General features: G+C 59.5%; 13 protein-coding genes, 1 tRNA gene and 4 pseudogenes. 9 read left to right on the top strand and 9 right to left on the bottom strand.

The genetic code is table 11. The features are described 5' to 3' along the window. Nucleotides 1–309 precede the first annotated feature (309 nt). Nucleotides 310–4,065, bottom strand: a complete 3,756-nt coding sequence (mfd, locus tag MLPF_RS01450; RefSeq protein ID WP_237755929.1) for a transcription-repair coupling factor — start codon at nt 4,063–4,065, stop codon at nt 310–312. 610 nt (nt 4,066–4,675) lie between these two features. Here mfd and MLPF_RS16770 point away from each other — a divergent pair. Next, nucleotides 4,676–4,919: pseudogene (locus MLPF_RS16770) on the top strand (diaminopimelate decarboxylase); the annotation flags it as partial. Nucleotides 4,920–5,028: 109 nt separating this feature from the next. On the opposite strand, the pseudogene MLPF_RS01445 reads toward MLPF_RS16770, so the two are convergent. Beyond that, nucleotides 5,029–5,624 (bottom strand): annotated as a pseudogene (locus MLPF_RS01445) (TetR/AcrR family transcriptional regulator). 188 nt (nt 5,625–5,812) lie between these two features. Here MLPF_RS01445 and MLPF_RS01440 point away from each other — a divergent pair. The 5 genes and pseudogenes from MLPF_RS01440 (at nt 5,813) to MLPF_RS01420 (ending at nt 9,611) form a co-directional block, all read left to right on the top strand. Continuing rightward, nucleotides 5,813–5,884, top strand: a tRNA-Gln gene (locus tag MLPF_RS01440). A 97-nt stretch (nt 5,885–5,981) separates the two neighbouring features. Further along, nucleotides 5,982–7,460: a bifunctional UDP-N-acetylglucosamine diphosphorylase/glucosamine-1-phosphate N-acetyltransferase GlmU gene (gene glmU, locus MLPF_RS01435; protein ID WP_045842362.1), complete on the top strand. Its 1,479-nt coding sequence runs from the start codon at nt 5,982–5,984 to the stop codon at nt 7,458–7,460. A gap of 112 nt (nt 7,461–7,572) precedes the next feature. Then, nucleotides 7,573–8,553: a ribose-phosphate diphosphokinase gene (locus MLPF_RS01430; protein WP_045842372.1), complete on the top strand. Its 981-nt coding sequence runs from the start codon at nt 7,573–7,575 to the stop codon at nt 8,551–8,553. Continuing rightward, nucleotides 8,554–8,915, top strand: a pseudogene (locus tag MLPF_RS01425) (ArsC/Spx/MgsR family protein). It abuts the gene before it with no gap. 33 nt (nt 8,916–8,948) lie between these two features. Then, nucleotides 8,949–9,611 carry an LpqN/LpqT family lipoprotein gene (locus MLPF_RS01420; RefSeq protein WP_045842371.1) on the top strand — a complete coding sequence of 221 codons (663 nt, stop codon included), beginning with the start codon at nt 8,949–8,951 and terminating at the stop codon, nt 9,609–9,611. A 578-nt stretch (nt 9,612–10,189) separates the two neighbouring features. On the opposite strand, the gene MLPF_RS16765 is transcribed toward MLPF_RS01420, so the two are convergent. Continuing rightward, nucleotides 10,190–10,471: a hypothetical protein gene (locus MLPF_RS16765; RefSeq protein ID WP_045842361.1), complete on the bottom strand. Its 282-nt coding sequence runs from the start codon at nt 10,469–10,471 to the stop codon at nt 10,190–10,192. A 345-nt stretch (nt 10,472–10,816) separates the two neighbouring features. On the opposite strand from MLPF_RS16765, the gene MLPF_RS01410 reads away from it, so the two are divergent. Both MLPF_RS01410 and pth read left to right on the top strand, forming a co-directional pair. Beyond that, nucleotides 10,817–11,479 carry a 50S ribosomal protein L25/general stress protein Ctc gene (locus tag MLPF_RS01410; RefSeq protein ID WP_045842360.1) on the top strand — a complete coding sequence of 221 codons (663 nt, stop codon included), beginning with the start codon at nt 10,817–10,819 and terminating at the stop codon, nt 11,477–11,479. A 12-nt stretch (nt 11,480–11,491) separates the two neighbouring features. Then, a complete protein-coding gene (gene pth / locus MLPF_RS01405) occupies nt 11,492–12,091 on the top strand; it encodes an aminoacyl-tRNA hydrolase (protein ID WP_045842359.1) in 600 nt (199 codons plus the stop codon). Between the two features lie 101 nt (nt 12,092–12,192). Here the strand turns inward: pth and MLPF_RS01400 are convergent, their stop codons facing one another. From MLPF_RS01400 to MLPF_RS01380, 5 genes are all read right to left on the bottom strand, one after another. Then, nucleotides 12,193–13,827: a fatty acyl-AMP ligase gene (locus tag MLPF_RS01400; protein ID WP_045842358.1), complete on the bottom strand. Its 1,635-nt coding sequence runs from the start codon at nt 13,825–13,827 to the stop codon at nt 12,193–12,195. A 229-nt stretch (nt 13,828–14,056) separates the two neighbouring features. Further along, nucleotides 14,057–15,028, bottom strand: coding sequence for a 4-(cytidine 5'-diphospho)-2-C-methyl-D-erythritol kinase (locus tag MLPF_RS01395; protein WP_193386708.1), 972 nt, complete (start codon nt 15,026–15,028; stop codon nt 14,057–14,059). A gap of 37 nt (nt 15,029–15,065) precedes the next feature. Beyond that, entirely contained in the window at nt 15,066–16,004 is a 939-nt protein-coding gene (gene rsmA / locus MLPF_RS01390) for a 16S rRNA (adenine(1518)-N(6)/adenine(1519)-N(6))-dimethyltransferase RsmA (protein ID WP_045842357.1), read from the bottom strand. Beyond that, nucleotides 15,959–17,086 carry a resuscitation-promoting factor gene (locus MLPF_RS01385; RefSeq protein ID WP_201775231.1) on the bottom strand — a complete coding sequence of 376 codons (1,128 nt, stop codon included), beginning with the start codon at nt 17,084–17,086 and terminating at the stop codon, nt 15,959–15,961. The genes rsmA and MLPF_RS01385 overlap by 46 nt, the downstream gene beginning before the upstream one ends. Nucleotides 17,087–17,317: 231 nt before the next feature. Further along, nucleotides 17,318–18,172, bottom strand: a complete 855-nt coding sequence (locus MLPF_RS01380; protein ID WP_045842355.1) for a TatD family hydrolase — start codon at nt 18,170–18,172, stop codon at nt 17,318–17,320. A 19-nt stretch (nt 18,173–18,191) separates the two neighbouring features. Here MLPF_RS01380 and metG point away from each other — a divergent pair, with 19 nt between their 5' ends. Continuing rightward, the gene (metG, locus tag MLPF_RS01375) at nt 18,192–19,763 is read left to right on the top strand and encodes a methionine--tRNA ligase (protein WP_045842354.1); all 1,572 of its coding nucleotides are present in this window, start codon (nt 18,192–18,194) and stop codon (nt 19,761–19,763) included. A 643-nt stretch (nt 19,764–20,406) separates the two neighbouring features. Here the strand turns inward: metG and MLPF_RS01370 are convergent. Then, nucleotides 20,407–21,002, bottom strand: a pseudogene (locus MLPF_RS01370) (hypothetical protein); the annotation flags it as partial. Between the last annotated feature and the right edge of the window lie 5 nt (nt 21,003–21,007).

Genomic DNA, 21,007 nt, shown 5'->3' with positions numbered 1-21,007 from the left:
ACTCGATGGTACAACTTGCGCATCAGCACACCAGCGACATCAGCGACAGTGAAAGGAAGTTGCAGCACGTCCTTGACGATGCAGGCGTGGAAAAGAACCTAATAACACGCGTAGTCTAGTTCTTCACGCAACACTTCAGCGTTGCCGCTGCGGAGCGCAGTCCAACCGCTCATAGGTCTCCTCCAACAGGTAACGGCGCAACGAGCCGTGGATCTACCCCCTTTCCCAGGGGCCAGTGGAGCGCAGTTTGTCTATCACCTCGACGGTGTCGACCAGCCGTTCGCCATGCGGAAGCTTCCGGTGCCGAAATCAACCGGACACCGGGGGCCGGTCTTGCAATAACGGCGGGGTGGTTCTGGTCGGTCCGTCCGGAGCTGGTAAGCTCACCTTCGTCGAACTTGTTATTACTCGCTTCGATGTCGGTTTCGTTATGCCAATATCTTTCCTCGGTATACCCTGCAGCGTCGTGATCAAGTCGGCTACAGCCTGAACCAATTCCACATCGCGGATACGCGGAGCGCCTAAAGCTCCCCCGGAGCTGCCGGCTCGCGGGATAGGAACCTGGACCGTGGCCGTGGTGGCACGGTACTGTGCTCCGGGATACATCCGTTTTAACCGCACTTGGGCGGAATCTAGCAGCGACATCGGGGACAACCGCACGGTCGCGGCCGACGGGGAGGTCACCTCAATGATGCCCGAGCTGCGGCACAGCAGCCGCAACTGAGCCACCGCTACCAGCCGACGGACCGGTTCGGGCAGTGTTCCATAGCGGTCAATGAGCTCGTCCACAACGGCTGCGACCTCTGTGTCAGAAGACGCCGCGGCTAGCCGCCGGTAGCCCTCAAGTCGGAGCCGGTCACTGGCGATGTAATCTGACGGCAGGTGTGCATCCACCGGCAAGTCAATCCGTACGTCCTTGGGCTCCTCTACCGTAATAGCGGTTTTGCCGTCGGCAGCGGCTCGGTACGCCTCGACGGCCTCACCCACCAGCCGCACATAGAGGTCGAAGCCGACTCCTGCTACGTGCCCGGACTGCTCAACACCTAGCACGTTGCCGGCGCCGCGGATCTCTAGGTCCTTGAGCGCGACCGCCATGCCCGCGCCCAGCTCATTGTTCTGTGCGATGGTCACCAACCGGTCGTAGGCGATCTCCGTCAGCGGCGCCTGCGGCGGGTAGAGGAAGTAGGCGTAACCACGCTCGTGGCTACGACCGACCCGACCCCGCAGCTGGTGCAGCTGGGACAGACCTAAGGTATCGGCACGCTCGACGACGAGCGTGTTGGCGTTGGGGATGTCCAAGCCGGTCTCTACGATCGTAGTGCACACTAAGATGTCGTATTCGTGGTTCCAGAACCCCCGCATTGTGTTTTCCAGCCGATCCTCAAGCATCTGCCCATGCGCGACGACCACCCGCGCTTCGGGTACCAAGCCACACACCCGGGCGGCGGCCTGATAGATGGAACTGACCCGGTTATGCACATAAAACGCCTGCCCGCCGCGCAGCAGCTCGCGCCGCAACGCGGCCGCTACCTGCTTGTCATCGTGCGGGCCGACATAAGTCAAAACCGGGTAGCGCTTTTCAGGCGGCGTCAGGATCGTGGACATCTCGCGAATCCCAGCCAAGCTCATCTCTAGGGTGCGCGGGATCGGGGTGGCGCTCATGGTCAGCACGTCGACGTGGGTGCGCAGCGACTTGATGTGCTCCTTGTGCTCGACGCCGAACCACTGCTCCTCGTCAACCACGACCAGACCCAAATCCTTCCAGCGCACCCCAGTCTGCAGTAGCCGATGTGTGCCGATCACGATGTCCACCGACCCCTTGACAAGGTCGTCGATCACCGCGCGGGATTCGGCGGCGTCGGTGAACCGTGACAACCCCTTGACGGTCACCGGGAATCCGGCCATCCGTTCGGTGAACGTCTGCAAATGCTGTTCGGCCAGCAGCGTGGTCGGTACCAACACGGCAACCTGCTTGCCGTCCTGCACCGCTTTAAACGCCGCACGCACCGCGATCTCGGTCTTGCCGTAACCAACGTCGCCGCAGATTACCCGGTCCATCGGCACCGACTTTTCCATATCGCCCTTGACCTCGTTGATCGCGGTAAGCTGATCGACGGTCTCGGTGAAGCCGAACGCGTCCTCCATCTCGGCCTGCCAGGGCGTGTCCGGCCCGAATGCGTGTCCTGGGCTGGCCTGGCGTTTGGCATATAACGACACCAACTCACCCGCGATTTCTCGCACCGCGCGGCGGGCCTTGGTCTTGGTGTTGGCCCAGTCGCTGCCGCCTAACCGGCTCAGCGCTGGCGCCTGCCCGCCTACATACCGCGACAACTGATTCAGCGAATCCATCGGAACATACAGCCTATCAGCCTGCCGACTTTTCTTATTCGAAGCATATTCCAGCACCAGGTACTCGCGACGAACGCCGCCAACAGTGCGCTCTATCATCTCCACGAACCGTCCGATGCCGTGCTGATCATGCACCACCAAGTCGCCAGCGGTAAGTGCCAACGGATCGACGGTGTTGCGCCGCTTGGCCACCAGTCGCTTGCCGTCGACGGCCGTCGCCCGACTGCCGGTCAGATCGGTTTCGGTGATGATCACCAGGTTGGCGCCCGGTATCACCACACCATCGATCAGCGGACCCTTGAGCACCCCGACCAGGCCAAGTCCTGGTGCGGCGGCCGGTTCCAGCATCACACCCGGAATGTCAGACTCGGCAAGTCGCTCCAACACTCGATGGGCGGTTCCGGTCCCAGGCGTGACGATCGCCGCATATCCACCGGTGGCAACATGCGCACGCAGCATCGCAAAAATACCGTCGATGTCATGCTGATACCCACGTGTCGACGGTGCCGCTCGGATGTCGAGCTCCAACGCCGACTCGTCGGGCAGTTGGCTCAACGTCCACCACGGATGACCGGACCGGATGGTGGCGGCCTGCACATCGCTTAATTCGACGAACCCCGACCCGTCCAACTGCTCGACATCGATAGGTGCCGGGTTGTCGGCACCTATGGCGGCTATCGACCACGACGCCTCGAAGAATGCCCGATCGGTCTTGATCAAATCGGCCGCCTGAACGCGGACCTTTTCCGGGTCACACAACAACACCGGCGTGCTAGCAGCGAACTGGTCAGTCAGCAGCGTGTACTCGCCAGGACAAAGTACCGGGAGCAGCGCCTCCATCCCGTCGACCGGTATCCCCTCGGCCAGCTTGGCCAACACGTCAGTGACGCTGCCGGAGACAGCAGCTTCCCCTGTCGGCCGCCGTGCAGCCGCCTGCGCGGCCAACTCGACGGCCCGCGCCCGCACATCGTCGCTGAGCAGGAGTTCTCGGCAGGCGACCGCAATCAACGTGTCGACACCGATCTCGGGAATAGAGCGCTGATCGACCACCGAGAACACCCGTATCTCGGTAATCTGGTTACCCCAGAATTCGACACGCACCGGATGTTCGGCGGTCGGGCCGAAGATGTCGAGAATCCCACCGCGGACAGCGAACTCACCGCGCCGGCCGACCATATCCACCCGGGTATATGCCAGCTCGATCAAGCGCGCGATAACCCGTTCAAAATCGATCTCATCGCCGACGCTCAAGGTAACAGGTTCCACCAAACCCAGCTGCGCTGTCATCGGCTGCAGCAGCGAACGCACCGCGGTCACCACCACTTGCAAGGGGGGACCCAACCGGGCATCGTCGGGATGGGCTAGTCGGCGCAGCACTATCAACCGGGTGCCGACGGTGTCTACGCCAGGTGACAGTCGTTCGTGTGGCAACGTCTCCCAGGACGGGAACACCGCCACCGCGTCGCCGAAGACGCCGCGTAACTCGGCGGTAAGATCATCTGCTTCGCGACCGGTGGCGGTGACCACCAGCAAGGGACCCAGCCGAGCCAGTGCACTGGCGACGAACAACCGCACACAGGCAGGGCCAGTCAGGCTCAATTCAGCTGGTCTAGTGCTCGCGAGCTCGATGAGCTGGCCGAAGGTCGGCGCGGTGAGTGCCAATTCAACGAGCCCCAAGATTGGGGTGTCTGAGCAGGCAGGCCCCGGTGCGGTCATGATGCGCCATTCTAGGGCCCATCGGGAGCACTAGAGGCTTCGTCAAGATCGACTCCGGCGGCAACAAGGAATCGTAAGAATAACCCGCACCTGACACCGACCGGGCACACCTTGGAAGCGTGACATGCATAGAGCTCCTGCTGTCTTTTGGCAAGGCAGCGCCCCGGCGATTCGATCCCGCGATCTGGTCGGGCTGCATTGCGACAGCGACTCGCAGATCACCGACGCGGCCCTGTAAGGCGAGGCCGTTCACCGTACCATCGCGGCGATGACCGATGTGCGCGCCCAGAACAGCGTCATCCTCACCGAACGCAATATTGGGATTGACCTACAGTATCCCGTATGTAGCTGCAGATCGCGGACTGGACCTTGACAAGCTAATCCGCGTGATCGAAGGAGTCACTCGATCACGCGGATGCCGCCGAGCATTTCCTTCACCCGGCCATAATGGTGTGGCCTGGCCATACGATCAGCGGTTGGGTCAGTGTCACTTTAATTACTGCGTGTGTTCGGTAAAGGTCCAACTCGGGGGGGCACTTTCGCTGCAGTGGACAGCAGTATGAGCGATAACCTGCATTTGTCGCTGGTACGGGGTGGGATGCAGTACAAGGTCACGTCAGCGAGCCGGCACTGCAAAGCGGGCGACGAAATCACGCGCGATATCGAACTGCCTGCGGACGTGCTACCGTGGGGACTGGCCGGTCGTGTCCTGTACCGGTGCTTGCCACCACAGCATAGCGTCACGCTACAACACAGTCGGCCAGCCACTTTTGGTAGCCACCACGGATGGCCGGCCCCGTGTACTAGTCCGCCGCAAAACGACCGCTGACCTGCTTTCGAGCGACTTCGCTTAAGCCGAATACTTCACTCTAGTAACACGTTCCGACAGGATCGTCGAATAGGTCGTAGTTTCCGGTGGTTTTCCACTGCTCCGGTGCCGTGTGGTTCAGCGCACCAAAACCTCTACTTGTCCTGCAGCCGAGGAACAGCCTCCAGGTGGGTCAGGCCATTCCACATCAGGTTGACCAGGTGCGCTGTGACCACTTCATTTTTGGGCTCCCGTATGTCGAGCCACCATTGTGCTGTCATCGACACCAAACCCGCCAGTGCTTGTACGGGCAGCGGGGCCAGGTTCGGGTTTAGGCCGCTCCGGGCGAAGTCGCCGGCCAGGATGGAACTGACCTGGCTGACGGTGTAGTTGAACAAGCCGGAATAAGTGCCCGAGCTGATCGAAACCGGGGAGTCGCGGATCATGATCCGGAAGCCTTCAGTACGTTCTTCAACGTACGTGCGCAAGGCCAGTGCGACCCGCTCGACACGCACCCGGGACCGGTTATTGGTCCTCGACGAGGTGATGCCGTCCAACAATGCCGACATCTCATGGTCTACCACCACTGTGTAGAGGTCTTCCTTGCCGCCGAAATGTTCATACACGATCGGCTTTTGGACACGTCGGTGCGCTGCGCGATCTCTTCGATTGCGGTCCCGTCATAGCCGCGCTCGGCAAACAATGAGCGTGCGATACCAATAAGTTGGCGTCGGCGCTCATGACCGGTCATCCTGGCGCGCGGTGCGCGCACTTATTTTTTGTCCGGCTCCTCATCCAGCACTGCCACGCCGTTGAGGATAGCGTTTCGGCTGATCAAATTATCCGACTCCTCTCGGACCGGACGCGGCCGGCAGACTAGAGTCTCACATGGTGACACGGTCCACCAACCACGGTGGACCGCTCATCGTCGGTATCCAATCCGTCGTGGTGTAATCGGCAGCACCTCTGATTTTGGTTCAGATAGTTCAGGTTCGAGTCCTGGCGACGGAGCGATTTCTTTGCCGTCAAGCGTACATGAAATGCCACGCTTGACGGCAAGTCGATGTACAGACACGCGTGCTCACGGGCAGACACTCGAGGAGAGTCGATGACGTTTCGTGGTGATACCGCGGTCCTCGTCTTAGCGGCCGGTCCCGGCAGCCGAATGCGATCAGATACCCCGAAAGTGCTGCACACCATCGCCGGTCGCAGCATGTTGTCGCATTCACTGCACGCGATCACCAAACTGGCACCCCAGCATCTAGTTGTGGTATTAGGCCACAGGCACCAGCGCATTGCGCCGCTAGTCGCCGAACTGGCCGACACCCTTGGACGCACAATTGACGTCGCACTCCAGGATCGACCTCGTGGTACCGGACATGCCGTATTCTGCGGCCTATCCGCACTACCCGATGACTACGGTGGCATTGTCGTCGTCACTTCAGGCGATACCCCACTGCTCGACACCGACACTCTGGCCGAACTGATCGCAACCCACAACGCCACATCTGCCGCAGTAACGGTGCTAACCACGACGTTTAGCGATCCCCTTGGCTACGGACGGATCCTGCGCGCCCAGGACAATGAAGTTATGGCGATAATCGAGCACGCCGACGCATCGCCTTCACAACGCGAGATTCGCGAGGTCAACACCGGCGTGTATGCTTTCGACATCACGGCATTGCGGTCGGCGTTGATCAGACTGAACTCCAACAACACCCAACAGGAGCTCTACCTCACCGACGTGATCTCCATCCTTCGCCGGGACGGCCAAAAGGTGAATGCTCAACACATCGACGACAACGTGCTTGTGGCTGGCGTCAACAACCGCGTTCAGCTGGCCGAACTAAGCGCCGAACTCAACCGCCGTATTGTAGCCACTCACCAGGTGGCTGGTGTCACCATCATCGATCCCGCTACCACTTGGATCGACATAGACGTGACGATCGGCCGCGACACCGTAATCCACCCCGGCACTCAGTTGCTCGGCCACACTCAGATCGGCGAATGCTGCGTTATCGGACCGGACACCACGCTGACCGACGTCTCAATCGGTCAGCGTGCCACGGTGGTCCGCACGCACGGCACATCGTCGACGATAGGTGCGGGAGCCATGGTCGGCCCCTTCACCTACCTGCGACCCGGCACCGTGCTGGGCACCAATGGCAAGTTGGGCGCCTTCGTCGAGACCAAGAACTCCACCATTGGAACCGGCACCAAAGTGCCGCATTTGACCTACGTCGGCGACGCCGATATCGGCGAGCACAGCAACATCGGCGCGTCCAGTGTATTCGTCAATTACGACGGCACAGCCAAACAGCGCACCACTATCGGGTCGCACGTACGTACTGGGTCGGACACCAAGTTCGTCGCGCCGGTGACCGTGGGCGACGGCGCTTACACAGGCGCCGGTACAGTTGTGCGCAACGACGTCCCGCCGGGGGCACTGGCTATTTCCGTGGGCCCGCAACGCAACATCGAAAACTGGGTGCAACACAAGCGACCCGGCAGTGCCGCGGCTCAGGCCGCAGAAAAGGCCTCGACACATGCTAGCAAACAATTCCAGCAGAAATCCAAACCCGACTAGCCACCGTGAATTTTGTTTTCTGGCAACCCGGCCACGTGTTCAGACAAAACGCTTGCGTACGATGGGGCCTTCTCATTCCCGATTTCAACCCCGATACGGCGAGGGCGGCATGTTGAGCCACGACTGGACCGACAATCGAAAAAACCTGATGCTTTTTTCGGGCCGTGCGCATCCCGAGCTGGCTGAGCAGGTAGCCAAAGAACTCGACGTGCACGTCACTACTCAGGACGCGCGGGAATTCGCCAACGGCGAGATCTTCGTGCGTTTCCACGAATCAGTGCGCGGCTGTGACGCGTTCGTCTTGCAATCCTGCCCGGCACCGGTGAATACCTGGCTAATGGAACAGCTGATCATGATCGACGCGCTGAAGCGGGGCAGCGCCAAGAGGATCACCGCCGTTATGCCATTCTACCCCTACGCTCGACAGGACAAGAAGCACCGCGGCCGTGAGCCGATCTCGGCGCGACTGGTCGCTGACCTGCTTAAAACGGCGGGAGCCGACCGGATCGTGACCGTCGACCTGCACACCGACCAAATTCAGGGGTTCTTTGACGGGCCCGTCGACCACATGCGCGGGCAAAACTTGTTGACAGGCTACATCAAGGACAATTACCCGGATAATAACATGGTGGTGGTCTCCCCCGATTCCGGACGAGTGCGGATCGCCGAGAAATGGGCCGACGCACTGGGCGGTGTCCCGTTGGCCTTCATTCACAAGACCCGAGACCCGCGCGTACCTAACCACGTGGTATCCAACCGGGTCGTCGGCGAAGTCGAAGGCCGCACCTGTGTGCTGATCGACGACATGATCGACACTGGCGGCACCGTTGCCGGAGCAGTGCAATTGCTGCGTAACGATGGCGCCAGTGACGTGATCATCGCAGCTATCCACGGCGTGCTGTCGTACCCGGCTGTTGAAAGGCTGGCCCAGTACGGCGCCCGGGAAGTAATCGTCACGAACACGCTGCCGATCGGAGAGGAGAAGCGTTTCCCCCAGCTCACGGTTCTGTCCATCGCACCGTTGTTAGCCAGCACCATCCGCGCTGTTTTCGAAAATGGCTCAGTAACAGGGTTATTCGACGGAGACGCGTAGATGGTTACCGACCAGGGCGGTCCGCGGGGCACCACCGTCATCTACCACAACCCGAATTGCAGCACCTCCTGTAAGAGGGTAAACCTATTGCAAGGGAAGGATTTCGATCACAGAATCGCGAAATATTTTGAATGTGCAACTATCCCGGAACGAGCTAATTTAGCCACGCCGACAGGGCCGATGTTAGCGCCGCCGTGCGTAAATGTGAATCGCTCTATGCCGAAATGAACCTCGCCACCGCGACCGACGAGCAGCTGCTGGACGCCATGGCCGAAAAACCCACCCATTTCGAACGACCTTTTGTCGTCACGTCGAAGGGCGCCAGGCTGGCTCGGTCGATCGACGTGGTACGTGAAATTTAGTGAAAGCCTCCGGCGACGATGCAGAACGAAACGATGAGGAGGAAGGCAATCCATGCCAGGCTGCACACTGCTGCCGCGGTGGTCACGCTGAGCATATCCGCGGTCGCCTGTGGGCCGAAAGCCCCTGACTACCAATTAATCCTGTCGAAAAGTTCGACAACCACTACGACCACGACCGACAAGCCCATCCCTTTGCCGCAGTATCTGGAAAGCATCGGTGTCACCGGGCAGCAGGTGGCGCCGAGCTCCTTAGTCGGTCTGACCGTGTCAATACCGACACCACCAGGATGGTCACCGTATAGCAATCCGAACATCACACCGGAGACGTTGATCATCGCCAAAGGCGGTAAGTATCCGACAGCAAGGCTCGTGGTATTCAAGCTGCGCGGAGAATTCGACCCGACCCAAGTCATTAAACACGGAAATGACGATGCCCAACTCTTCAAGAACTTCAGGCAGCTGGACGCTTCTACGGCAAACTACAACGGTTTTCCGTCGGCAATGATTCAAGGCAGCTATGACCTCGAGGGCAAACGACTACATGCCTGGAACCGAATCGTGATCCCCACTGGCCCACCACCCGCTAAACAGCAATACCTCGTTCAGCTCACCATTACCAGCTTGGCCAACGAGGCGGTCGCACAATCAAACGATATCGAGACGATCATCCGTGGATTTGTCGTTGCCGCCAAGTAATCCCGACCCAAAGCAGTCACGGTTGCTTCCATGCCGCGGTGGCTAAATCCTGGACAACCACACCTGATGAACTGCCTGATCCCCAGCAAGAAAGGATAAAAACTAAAGAGATGTATTTCGGAGCGCTAACACCAGAGACTATCTCTGCCGACCTATATGTCGGCCCGGGTGTTTGACTCGATAGATAATGCCGCCAACGGTCAGCAAGACTTGGAAAAATAGGCTTTTAACTTTAGTATTGCATCTACAGCATTTAACGGTGTGTTTAGTATGCTGCAGCAAGAGTGGCCGGGTCCGACAGTGACACACATGGCTGAAGCGACCGTGCCCTACCGGTGATGACTGCAAACTACAAGTAGTTTAACAGAATATCTAGTGTGACCACCCACCAGAACCTGATCCTCGCGGAAACCTATGAGGCGACAGTTAGCCGTGCGACCTCTTTTGACCTGAGCTCAGTGAGAAGAGCAAATCACGGACAATCTGTTCGAGCGAAACTCTGCGATGATCGTAGGTCTTGAGAAGCAATATAAGCAGTGCCGGGCCCAAAACGTTGCAGCAATGGATAACTTATGACACTACGGTGGGGTGCGTTCGCGGCGCTGGAACTGACCTGAGCGGCCCTCGAGCATGCCCGAATCTCCACCGTCCCGTCTGCGGGCGGGCTTACGGCCAGTACTAGGCTCGCCAACCTGCTGTTCACCAGCGAGCTGCCGTGTTGTCTCACCGCAGTAGGTTCGCCGCTGCGAACATTGGCCGCTCATCCGGGCTACTCGCACACCGACTTGCAAGGACACTCCGGTCACAAGTTCGGTGACGCGTTGATGAGGGCCGGTACCAAACGTGGTGTCCACTAACACCGATTTCGACGGCCGGCAAACTTTTTACGCCATGTCACAGGATATGCTGGACAACACGTTCGCCTACCCGAAGTTCGGCCTTCTCGGCCGGACCCAGCCGATGGGCCGCAGTCGGGAGGCTCGGCGATCAGATCTACCGCCTCCGCGCTGTGTAGGCTATCCAAGCAACCTCCAGACGCCAAATTTCCCTCTGGAGGTTCTATGCGCTAGCCTGTCCGGGCGTCACGGCGAGGGTGGATGGCGGTTAACTAGACTTCCAGAGCACCGTTATCGCCGGAAAACCACCTAGACATCGCGCTCCTATCTCCCGAATCTCAAGGCACAGAGCACACAGGAAACGACATCATGGCTAAGTCAACAGTCAACCGGCTGAGCGTATCGGTACGTACTAACATCGGCAAGGGCTCGTCCCGAAGAGCCCGGCGTGACGGCAAGGTTCCCGCCGTCCTCTACGGCCACGGCGAGGAGCCACAGCACCTGGAGTTGCCGGCACACGCTTTCGCCGCTGTACTCCGACAGATCGGTGCCAATGCGGTGCTCACCCTCGACATCGATGGCAAGGAACAGTTGGCGCTAACTAAAGCAATCGACGTCCACCAGATCCGCCACACCATCATGCACGCCGACCTGCTGGTAGTCCGTCGTGGAGAAAAGGTCGTAGTCGAAGTCCCCGTTGAGGTCGAAGGTGACGCTGGACCCGACATTTTGGTCACCCAGGAGGCCACCTCCATTGAGATCGAGGCCGAAGCGCTGTCGATTCCTGAGCAGTTGACCATATCTATCGAGGGCATCGAACCGGGGACTATGTTCACCGCCAGACAGATACCCCTGCCGGTTGGCGTCACCCTAGTTTCCGACCCGGAGATGCTGGTGGTCAATGTGGTGAACGCGGCGACGGTCGCACAAACCAAGGCCGAGTACGCCGGCGAGGCTCCCAAAGCTCCGGAAGTAGGAACAGCCGAAAACAAGGCTGGCAAAGCCAAAAACACCGTAACCGAGTCCGAGTAGGCGGTTCGCGCGGTGGCCAAGCCCACCCTGGTCAGTGGGCGGTGCCCCCAGTTGGTGGTCGGCTTAGGCAACCCCGGCAAAAACTATGCCCGTACTCGGCACAACGTTGGGTTTATGGTTGCCGACCTACTCGCTGCTCGACTGGGCTCGAAATTCGAGGTGCATAAGCGTTCCGGCGCTGACGTCGTCAACGGCCAGCTAGCGGGTTGTCCGGTGTTGGTGGCCAAGCCACGAAACTACATGAACGAGTCTGGCAAGCAGGTGGGGCCACTAGCGAAATTATACTCGGTAGCACCCGCAGACATCATCATCGTCCACGACGACCTCGACCTCGACTTCGGTCGCATCCGGCTCAAACTCGGCGGTGGGGAGGGTGGCCACAACGGGCTGCGCTCGGTGACGGCCGCGTTGGGTACCAAAGATTTTCAGCGGGTGCGCATTGGGATTGGTCGTCCGACTGGCCGCAAAGATCCGGCGTCTTTCGTGCTGGAGAACTTCACCACTGCCGAGCGCGTGCAGGTTCTCACTATCTGCAAGCAGGCCGCTGACGCCACCGAATTGTTGGTCGGATTGGGCCTAAAGCCCGCACAGAACCGCGTCCACGCCTGGTAACCACCGTGTCCCCCTCAGCTGCGTGTCACGAGCGCGCCTGTCCGTACAACGACAAGCCGCAAACTACGGCAGTTTGCATCCGCTCGGCTTCGGGTAGAACGCTAGGTGACGAGGGTAACGGAACTGGCCCGCCGCAGTTTGCCTGACGGCGTCTTCGGAATGGTTCCCGGGCCGAGAACCACCACGTTGCGTGGCCGCACGTCCACCTCTTGGAACACTTCGTGCGCCACCTGATACTCAATGCGGCGCACCTCGGCGGTGTCCTCGAAAGCGTTTGACTCTACAGCAACAGCGAAGGTTTCACGCGAATGCCCGGCGTCGAGTCGTACGGCCACCGCACAACCCGGGCGGACACCATCAACCCGACCCGCCGCCCGTTCGATGTCGGTCGGGTAGACATTGCGGCCAGCCATGATGATGACGTCCTTGACCCGACCACACACCACAACGTGACCGTTTTCCATCTGATAGCCGAGATCGCCAGTGTCATACCAGCCGTGCTCATCCTGGGCCGAAATGAAACCGCCCATCGTGATGTAGCCCGAGGTCAGCGACTCACCACGCAGCTCGATCACGCCGACCCCTCGGGGTGGAAGCACATTGCCATCCTCATCGACGATACGGGCCTCCAGGCCGTCCAACAGCGGACCGAGCGAAACCAGTCGGCGGATGTTGCCCTTGGTGGCCGGCACCGCGCGGCGTAGCGCCGCCAACAGGTCGGCATCCACCTCGTCAACAAGCAACCCCTCTCCAACCGGTGAAAACGACACCGCCAGTGTGGTCTCGGCCATTCCATATGCTGGCAGGATGGCCTCCGGCCTGAAGCCGAACGGCCTGCCCGCGTCGATCAAGTCCTCGACGTCCGCCGGGTCCACCGGTTCCGCACCTGACATCGCAATCCGCAGAGTCGACAAGTCGAACTGGCCAGGTTTGGCTTGCTTACGCAGCCGCTTGGTGAACAGCGAGTAGGCAAAGTTCGGGCCGCAGATGAAGGTGCCCTTGTATTTGTCGATTAGTTTGGCCCACAGCAGGGTGTCGCGCAGGAAGTCTATCGGGGTGATTTTGACCAGCTCGGCGCCGAAGTACATAGGCACGGTCAAAAACCCGATCATCCCCATGTCATGAAAGCACGGCAGCCAGCTGATCATCACATCTTTCTCGACGTTGTACCTGACGCCGACAAACATCGCCTCGACATTGGAATACACGTTGCGGTGAGTGATCTGAACAGCTTTGGGCGAACCCGTGGAGCCGGATGTCAATTGCATCAGCGCCAGATCGTCCTCGTCGGTTTCGATCGGGTCGACCGGATCCGCTGCCAACAACTGCTCGACGGTCACCACCTTGACACCGCGAGCCTCCAGCACTGGCGCTACTGCTATAAACGGGTCGGAGATGATGACCGCTTTGGCTTCGATCATGTCGATGACGGTGGCGGTGTCTTCTTCCCATACCGCCAGGTCGGTCCGCGGGGTGGGCTGATGCAGCATGGTTAGGCTAGCGCCGCGCATCCACAGCCCTTGCGCGGTCGGAGCAATCTCCACCGGCACGCCAACGAGCACACCGACCGCATCGCCGTGACCAACACCAACATCTGCTAACCCACCAGCTATTCGGCTAGCGCGCTCATGCACCTCACCCCAGGTGTGACGAACCGGATTGTGTGGCTCACCTGTCACCATGCCTTTGGAGGACTCACGGGCGTTGCGAAACATCTTCTCGGTAAACCTGCTCACAAACCCTCCTCGGTTCAGGTGTTTTGCCAAGAACCTGGATATCATGTTCCGCCTGCTGGACGTCGCTGTGTAGCAGGTACACGTGCACAGCTGGGGAGCGGTTAGATCTCGCATCAGCGGTGACCCGACGATTCGTTAATCGCCCACCGACACAGCGTCGACATCACCGGGAGGTATCTTAAAATTTTCTTAAGTAAATGCCAAACGATGACTTAATTTGAGTTGGATTTCACATGTCATTCAGACTTCGGTTCGTGGGCACAGGTACCACCCGAGCACCGGGTACCGGCCCGGTGGCGACCCTAACAGTGCGGCAGACACCCGCCCCTGCCAACTGCGCACCGACATCGATCGCCGAGGTCGCCGAGGTACACAGGAATGCACAGGTCGGGCCCGTGCCAGACACAATGCCCGCGAGCGCACCTGCCTCCATACCGGCGCGGAGCGCACACCGTAGCGCCGGGTCTAAGCTGACCGCGGCTGCTTGCAATTCATTGCCTAGCAGCGGCGCCAACTGCTCGGGATCGGCGGCGGCCAGGGCGGCCAACACCGGCCCGGGTCCGGCAAGCCGTGGTGGATTTCCGACATCCCTGAGCCGGTCAAGCTCGGTGTACACCGCCGGAGTGAGCAAACCGCTGTCGGCGAACGCCAGCACCCAGTGGAAAGTGGCGCGGGACAACACGGTAGCTAGCTCCTCACCGCGCCTGGTCCCCAGCGCGGTACCACCTTGTAGGGCGAACGGCACGTCGCTGCCTAGCTTCGCCGCGAGCATGCACAGATCTCGGCGGGGCACACCAAGCTCCCACAACGAGTTCATCGCAACCAACACCGCGGCCGCATCGGCGCTCCCACCCGCCATCCCCCCGGCCACCGGAATGGACTTGCCGATAATGATCGAAACATTCGGCGCTCGGCCAACGTGCTTGGCCATTAGCTCGGCCGCCCGCCAGGCGATGTTGTGTTCGTCAGTAGGCACGTGGTTGGCGCCCTCGCCGATGAGCTCGAGCGATAGCACATCGGCGTTGCGCACCGTAACCTGGTCGAACAGCGATACGGCATGGAAAACCGTCGTCACCTCGTGGTAGCCATCGTCGCAGCAATCACCAACAGCGAGGTAGAGATTAACCTTCCCGGGCACCTGAACGGTAACCGACCCGGTGGGCATCCACTGGGTAGTGGTGTTGCCATCAGACGCGAACACCGCAGCAGACTATCGCTGCGGGCAACCAACCCGCCCGTCAGCTCGCCGAAGCAGACCGCACCACCGCGTCGTCCCGATCATCGGAACATCTCAGCAGTCGGACAAAGTCATCTATGGACAGCGTCTCACTGCGACGGGCAGGATCGATGCTGGCAGCAAGCAATCGATTCGCTGATTCGTCACCCGAACCCGCCCACTCCGCAAAGGCGTTGCGAGATGTCTTTCGCCGCTGGGTGAATGCGATTTCCACCAGCTCGAATACCTGCTGACAGAAGACGTCATCCGTCGGCCATAGCGAGGTCGCATAGCGGTCGACGCGTACCAAACCGGAGTAGACACGAGGAATCGGCCAGAAAACAGTTGGAGACACCATGCCGCAGCGACGGACCCGTCCAAAGAAACGCAGCTTGACACTGGGCACGCCGTAATTCTTGCCACCTGGCTCGGCGGCAAGCCGTTCGGCGACCTCGGCCTGCACCATCACAGTCACAGTCCGGATGGACGGGAATTCGGCGAGCAAATGCAATAACGCTGGAACCGCAACGTTGTACGGCAGGTTGGCAACTAGCGCCGTCGGCTCGGTAGCCAGATCACCACGGCGAAGGGATAAAACGTCACGATTGCACACCGTGAGCCGGTGGATCTCGTTATTTGAATGCTCAGCAACCGTCTGCAGCAACCGACCCGCTAACAGTGGGTCAATTTCTATAGCACTGACGGCAGCGCCGCTGTCTAGCAGTGCCAAAGTGAGCGACCCGAAGCCAGGACCAACCTCCAGGACGACGTCAGACCGGTTCACTCTTGAGGTCGAAACCACACGTCGCACTGTGTTGGCGTCGTGCACGAAATTTTGGCCGAGAGACTTTCGTGGCCGACATTTAAGTTCTTTGATCAGCCGCTTGATCTCGGTACGCTCGAGCAGCCGAATGGTCAGCGTGCACCCACTCTTCCGCTGCACACTGGCCAAGCACCCCATCCTTGGCGCGCCCGTGTCACCTCGGCAACCGCGATCTGCTCTTCCCGGGTAGCAAGGTCAGCACGGAGCGCATATCGCAAGCCGCCGTTGGCCACCCAGGTGCGCTGGTCGAACTGGACACCGCCATAATACCCGTTACCAGTGTTGATCGCCCAGTTACCACCGGCTTCGCAGCCCGCGATGGCGTCCCAGATAGATCCATCGTTCACCGGGGGCACCTCGGTACCGGGCTTGGTACCCACCCGGATCACCGCTTCGCGGGCCGGCTCCACCACCACATTGGCGACGGGCAGCCGGCCGGTCTCGACACCGTTGACTGTGGCCACCGCGAACGTCACATCCTGTGTGCCGGGGGTGCCCGGGTCCTCGACGACCACACGGCTGATGTTCATCTCCGGGTCTTCGATACGACGGGAGCTCGGGGGTAGCGGAATCCGCTCGGTGACTCTTTCGATGCGGTTGCGGGTAACCTGGATCTGCATACCTTCCACTATCGGTGAGGTCGCGCTCGGCGACACCTGATCGCTCGCTTGCAGCGGAATACCGACAGCGGCCAGCAACCCTCCGACATTCGACGCCGGCAGGTGCACCATGCGCACCGCACCACCGTCGTTGATCTGGACCGTTTTGGCGCTGACGACAGGCAGCACCATACCAGTCAGTGGAACACGGCTGGAGCGAGAAGCCGCGATGGGAGCCGTGTCGGTCATCGCAAGTTGGGCCAGCGCCTCGTCCACAGTGGATGCCGTCGTCCAAACCTGCTGGACCTCTTTACCATCCAAAGAAATCTGTAGTGGTCTGCTGCGCCGCAACATGATGTTGTCGGCGGCATGAACCGACACGTTAGCGGCAGGATACAGATCGTCACCCTCGCCGACGGCGAACCCGTTCTCTTGAATGATGTCAATCACCCGTGATTTCATGGTCATCACCCGCATAGAGGTTCCGTCGACAGTCAATGTCACTGTCTTGGATGTGGCGACCGCGTAACCACCAGCGAACGCGAGGACCAAAAGCAGCATCCCAACTACAAACCGCAACATTGTCGACGGGGTCTGATCGAGCTTCGTTAATACGTTCAACGCTCGCCTACCCCGACCACCTCAGCAACCAGATATCATCGACCTTTTCGGCTCAAAAAACTACAAAAAATAGCCCCCAACTAGTGGATAACAAGAAGATAACGAACTGGCCAAGACAGGGCAACTCTGACGCGCAAGATGTAAGAGAAATCACGACGAAACTCTCTCGCTTCTGGGCTGGCCAAGTTACATTCCGCGTCGGAATGGCGAGGGGGCGATGGGCAACTAAACCTATCCAGATCCTAGTTTATACACGCGTAGAGCATTGCTAGTGGTGATTTGCGCCAGCTCTTCTGGGGAGCTTTCGACCAGTTCAGCAATGGCCCGAACGGTGTAAGGAAGGCAGTAGGGCTCATTCGCTAGACCGCGGTGGGGATGCGGGGTCAAAAATGGCGCGTCGGTTTCCACCAGAAGCTGTTGCACTGGGATTAACGGAACGGCTTCCCGCAGGGTATGAGCATTCCGGAAACTCACTGTCCCGGACAGACTGAACATCCACCCGGCGTCTACGCAGCGGCGGACCATCACAGCATTAGACGAAAAACAATGAAAGATTACCTGTTCGGGGGCGCCCTCAGCACGCAAGACGTCAAGCACCTCCGCATCGGCTTGCCGGTTGTGGATCATCAGCGGTTTGCCACATCGCTTAGCAAGATCGATATGCCATGCGAACGCCTCGCGCTGCATGTCAGGTGGGGCACAACTGTCGAGGCGACCGGTCCAATACAGATCCATACCGGTCTCGCCGACAGCCACCATCCGAGGATGGGACGCCAGTCGTTCAATCTTGGCCCGAGCGGCACTGGTGAGCGCGTTTGCGCGCGTCGGGTGCAACGCCACCGCCGCGTACACTCGCCGGTCCCACCCGGCGGCCGCGGTGACCCAACGCGCAGATTCCAAGTCGTCTGCGACGGTAACGACCGCAACCACGCCGACAGCCGCGGCTCGCTCAACAATGGCATTCACGTCATCGGCGTTGCGAGCGCCGCACGCGTCGAGGTGGGTATGGGCGTCTACCAACGGCGACAAGGGTTCCGGCGCAGGAGGCGCGTCTTGTTTAACTATGCGATTAAAACTCACGCGCACACAATAAGGTGGATTGTCGATGAAACCTTACTACGTCACCACTGCCATCGCGTATCCCAACGCTGCGCCGCACATTGGTCACGCGTACGAATATATCGCCGCCGACACAATTGCCCGCTTCAAGCGGCTCGACGGCTTCGACGTGCGCTTCCTGACCGGCACCGACGAGCACGGTCTGAAGGTCGCACAGGCCGCCGAAGCCGCCGGCGTGCCGACCACGCAACTTGCCAGGCGCAATTCGGATGTATTTCAGCGCATGCAAGAGGAACTCCACATTTCCTTCGATAGGTTCATCCGCACCACCGATGTCGACCACCACGAGGCAGCTAAAGAAATCTGGCGGCGGATGGATGCGACTGGCGACATCTACCTAGGCGCCTATTCCGGGTGGTACTCGGTGCGAGACGAGCGGTTTTTCGTCGATTCGGAAACCAGACTTCTCGAGGACGGCACCCGAGTAGCAGCAGAAACCGGCACGCCAGTCACCTGGACCGAGAAAGAGCAGACCTATTTTTTCCGACTGTCGGCATATGTCGACAAATTGTTGGACCACTACGACGCCAACCCCGACTTCATCGGACCCGAAGTGCGTCGCAACGAAGTGATTAGCTTTGTCTCTGGTGGGCTGGAAGATTTCTCGATCTCGCGCACTTCATTCGACTGGGGTGTACAGGTCCCAGAACATCCTGACCATGTCATGTACGTCTGGATCGACGCGCTGACTAACTACCTCACCGGGGCCGGGTTCCCGGAAACCGACTCGGAGTTGTTCAGTCGTTACTGGCCCGCTAATTTACACATGATCGGCAAAGACATCATCAGATTTCATGCCGTATACTGGCCAGCGTTTTTGATGTCGGCGGGCATCGAGTTGCCGCGAAGGATTTTCGCACACGGGTTCTTGCACAACCGCGGCGAGAAGATGAGCAAGTCTGTGGGCAACATCGTCGACCCGATGATGCTGTTGCAAACGTTCGGCGTGGACCAGGTCCGATATTTTCTGTTGCGCGAGATCCCGTTCGGCCAGGACGGCAACTACAGCGAAGAGGCGATCATCACCCGGATAAACACCGACCTGGCCAACGAGCTCGGCAATCTAGCGCAGCGGTCGTTGTCGATGGTTGCCAAGAATCTGAGCGGTTTGGTGCCTGAACCCGGTGAGTTCACCTCCGCCGACACTGCGCTCTTCGCGACGGCTGACAGCTTGTTGGAGCGGGTGCGCAGCAACTTTGACGGACAAGCGATGCACCTGGCCTTGGAAGCTATCTGGCTGATGCTCGGCGAGGCGAACAAGTACTTTTCGTCGCAACAGCCCTGGGTCTTACGCAAGAGCGAGTCCGAAGCGGATCAGGCCAGGTTCCGTACCGTCCTCTATACGACTTGCGAGGTAGTGCGGATTGCGGCGTTGCTCGTCCAGCCCGTTATGCCGGAATCGGCCGGCAAGATGTTGGACTTGCTTGGCCAGGACGAAGACCAAAGGGCGTTTACGGCCGTCAGTGTGCGGCTGGCCCCCGGTACGGCGCTGCCGCCACCCACCGGTGTGTTCCCCCGCTACCAGCCTTCAGAAGCGCCGAGTGCGCGGAACCCGTGAAGTCGAGCAGGCGGAGAGAACTACACTTAAGCGACGAGAGTGAGACAAATAATCGGGCGTAGTGGGGCCGAACGAGACAAACATCCGCAATCGAGTGAGTGGAACGGAGTAATCAGGGGACTCCGGTGACCCCGGTCACTGGGCTTTGTGGTCAGGTCGCGGCCACCACCCGTTACGGTCAAAGCAAGCTTCGGAGGCGAAATTGCCGCATAGCAGCCACCAGACGGTGGCGAGGCTGAGAAAACATTGTTGCCGCGGTTGCTGACGCAGTCACTATTACTATAATCACCCTAGTTAGATGCACTGTTGGTTGCATCCACTAGTGCCAGTAGGACTGGTCGGGGTACCTTTCGACGTCTCACAACCCCAAATCGCCAAACCCCATTGACCACCTAGGCAGTAGTTTTTAGTGATGTCCAGCTTGTGCGAGTCTGGACAAATCAGCACCGACAATCGTAGTATAATATATAATTGCCCTAAATACAATAATTTCGGATCGACTCGAAATTTCACGCGTGCCAGCTAGCCGGTGCCAAAGAATCTGTTGAGAATTCGCGATACACCCACTCACGTCATTGGTTAATTATCCTGGAAAGTCAACGACTTTTCCATTCGGCAGACTCGGTCTAGAAGACGCACAATGTCATTGGCCGTTGGCGGATGTCAGATTTCCGCGAGGAATATCGAGCGTAGCAGCTGGATACGACCTGGAGAGATCTCGGCCGTTGCGAGACAATGCTATCGGCGGACAATTTCACCACCTGTGGACCATCTGGCTTGGGCTGTTGCCATTCCACCCACGCCCGCAGCGTATAATACCCCGGTGCCAAGCCGACCAGGTCGGCGGGTGTAGCTTCACTGGTCGATGCTGGCCAGGCTCTTCGCGCGATTGGCTGAAGTCATCACGGACCAACGTCTTGAGTTTGACCGTTGCCGGTAACGTGCGAACCACTGCGCTCGAGGAATCCACCAAACTTTATAGCTGAGTTGCCAATTTTCGCTGGCAGCCGCGGAGCCGTAGTTGGTCCAAACGACGGCTATCTTCGCCATTTTACCTTGTATCGATTGCGATCCCGATCACGCCTCGACCGAGTACCGGTAACCAGCGACGGCATTTGCTTGCGCCCAAAGTTGATACAACCTCGGGTCTATCGCCGATTTCAAATCCCGACCCGGGAAGTTGGCACTCGACGTCATCGACACGTGATATTTGATGATGTAGCGCAAGCCCTTTTCGTAGTTAG

Source organism: Mycobacterium lepromatosis (assembly GCF_000975265.2).
Classification (GTDB): domain Bacteria; phylum Actinomycetota; class Actinomycetes; order Mycobacteriales; family Mycobacteriaceae; genus Mycobacterium; species Mycobacterium lepromatosis.
This window is presented reverse-complemented; position numbering and strand designations above follow the sequence as displayed.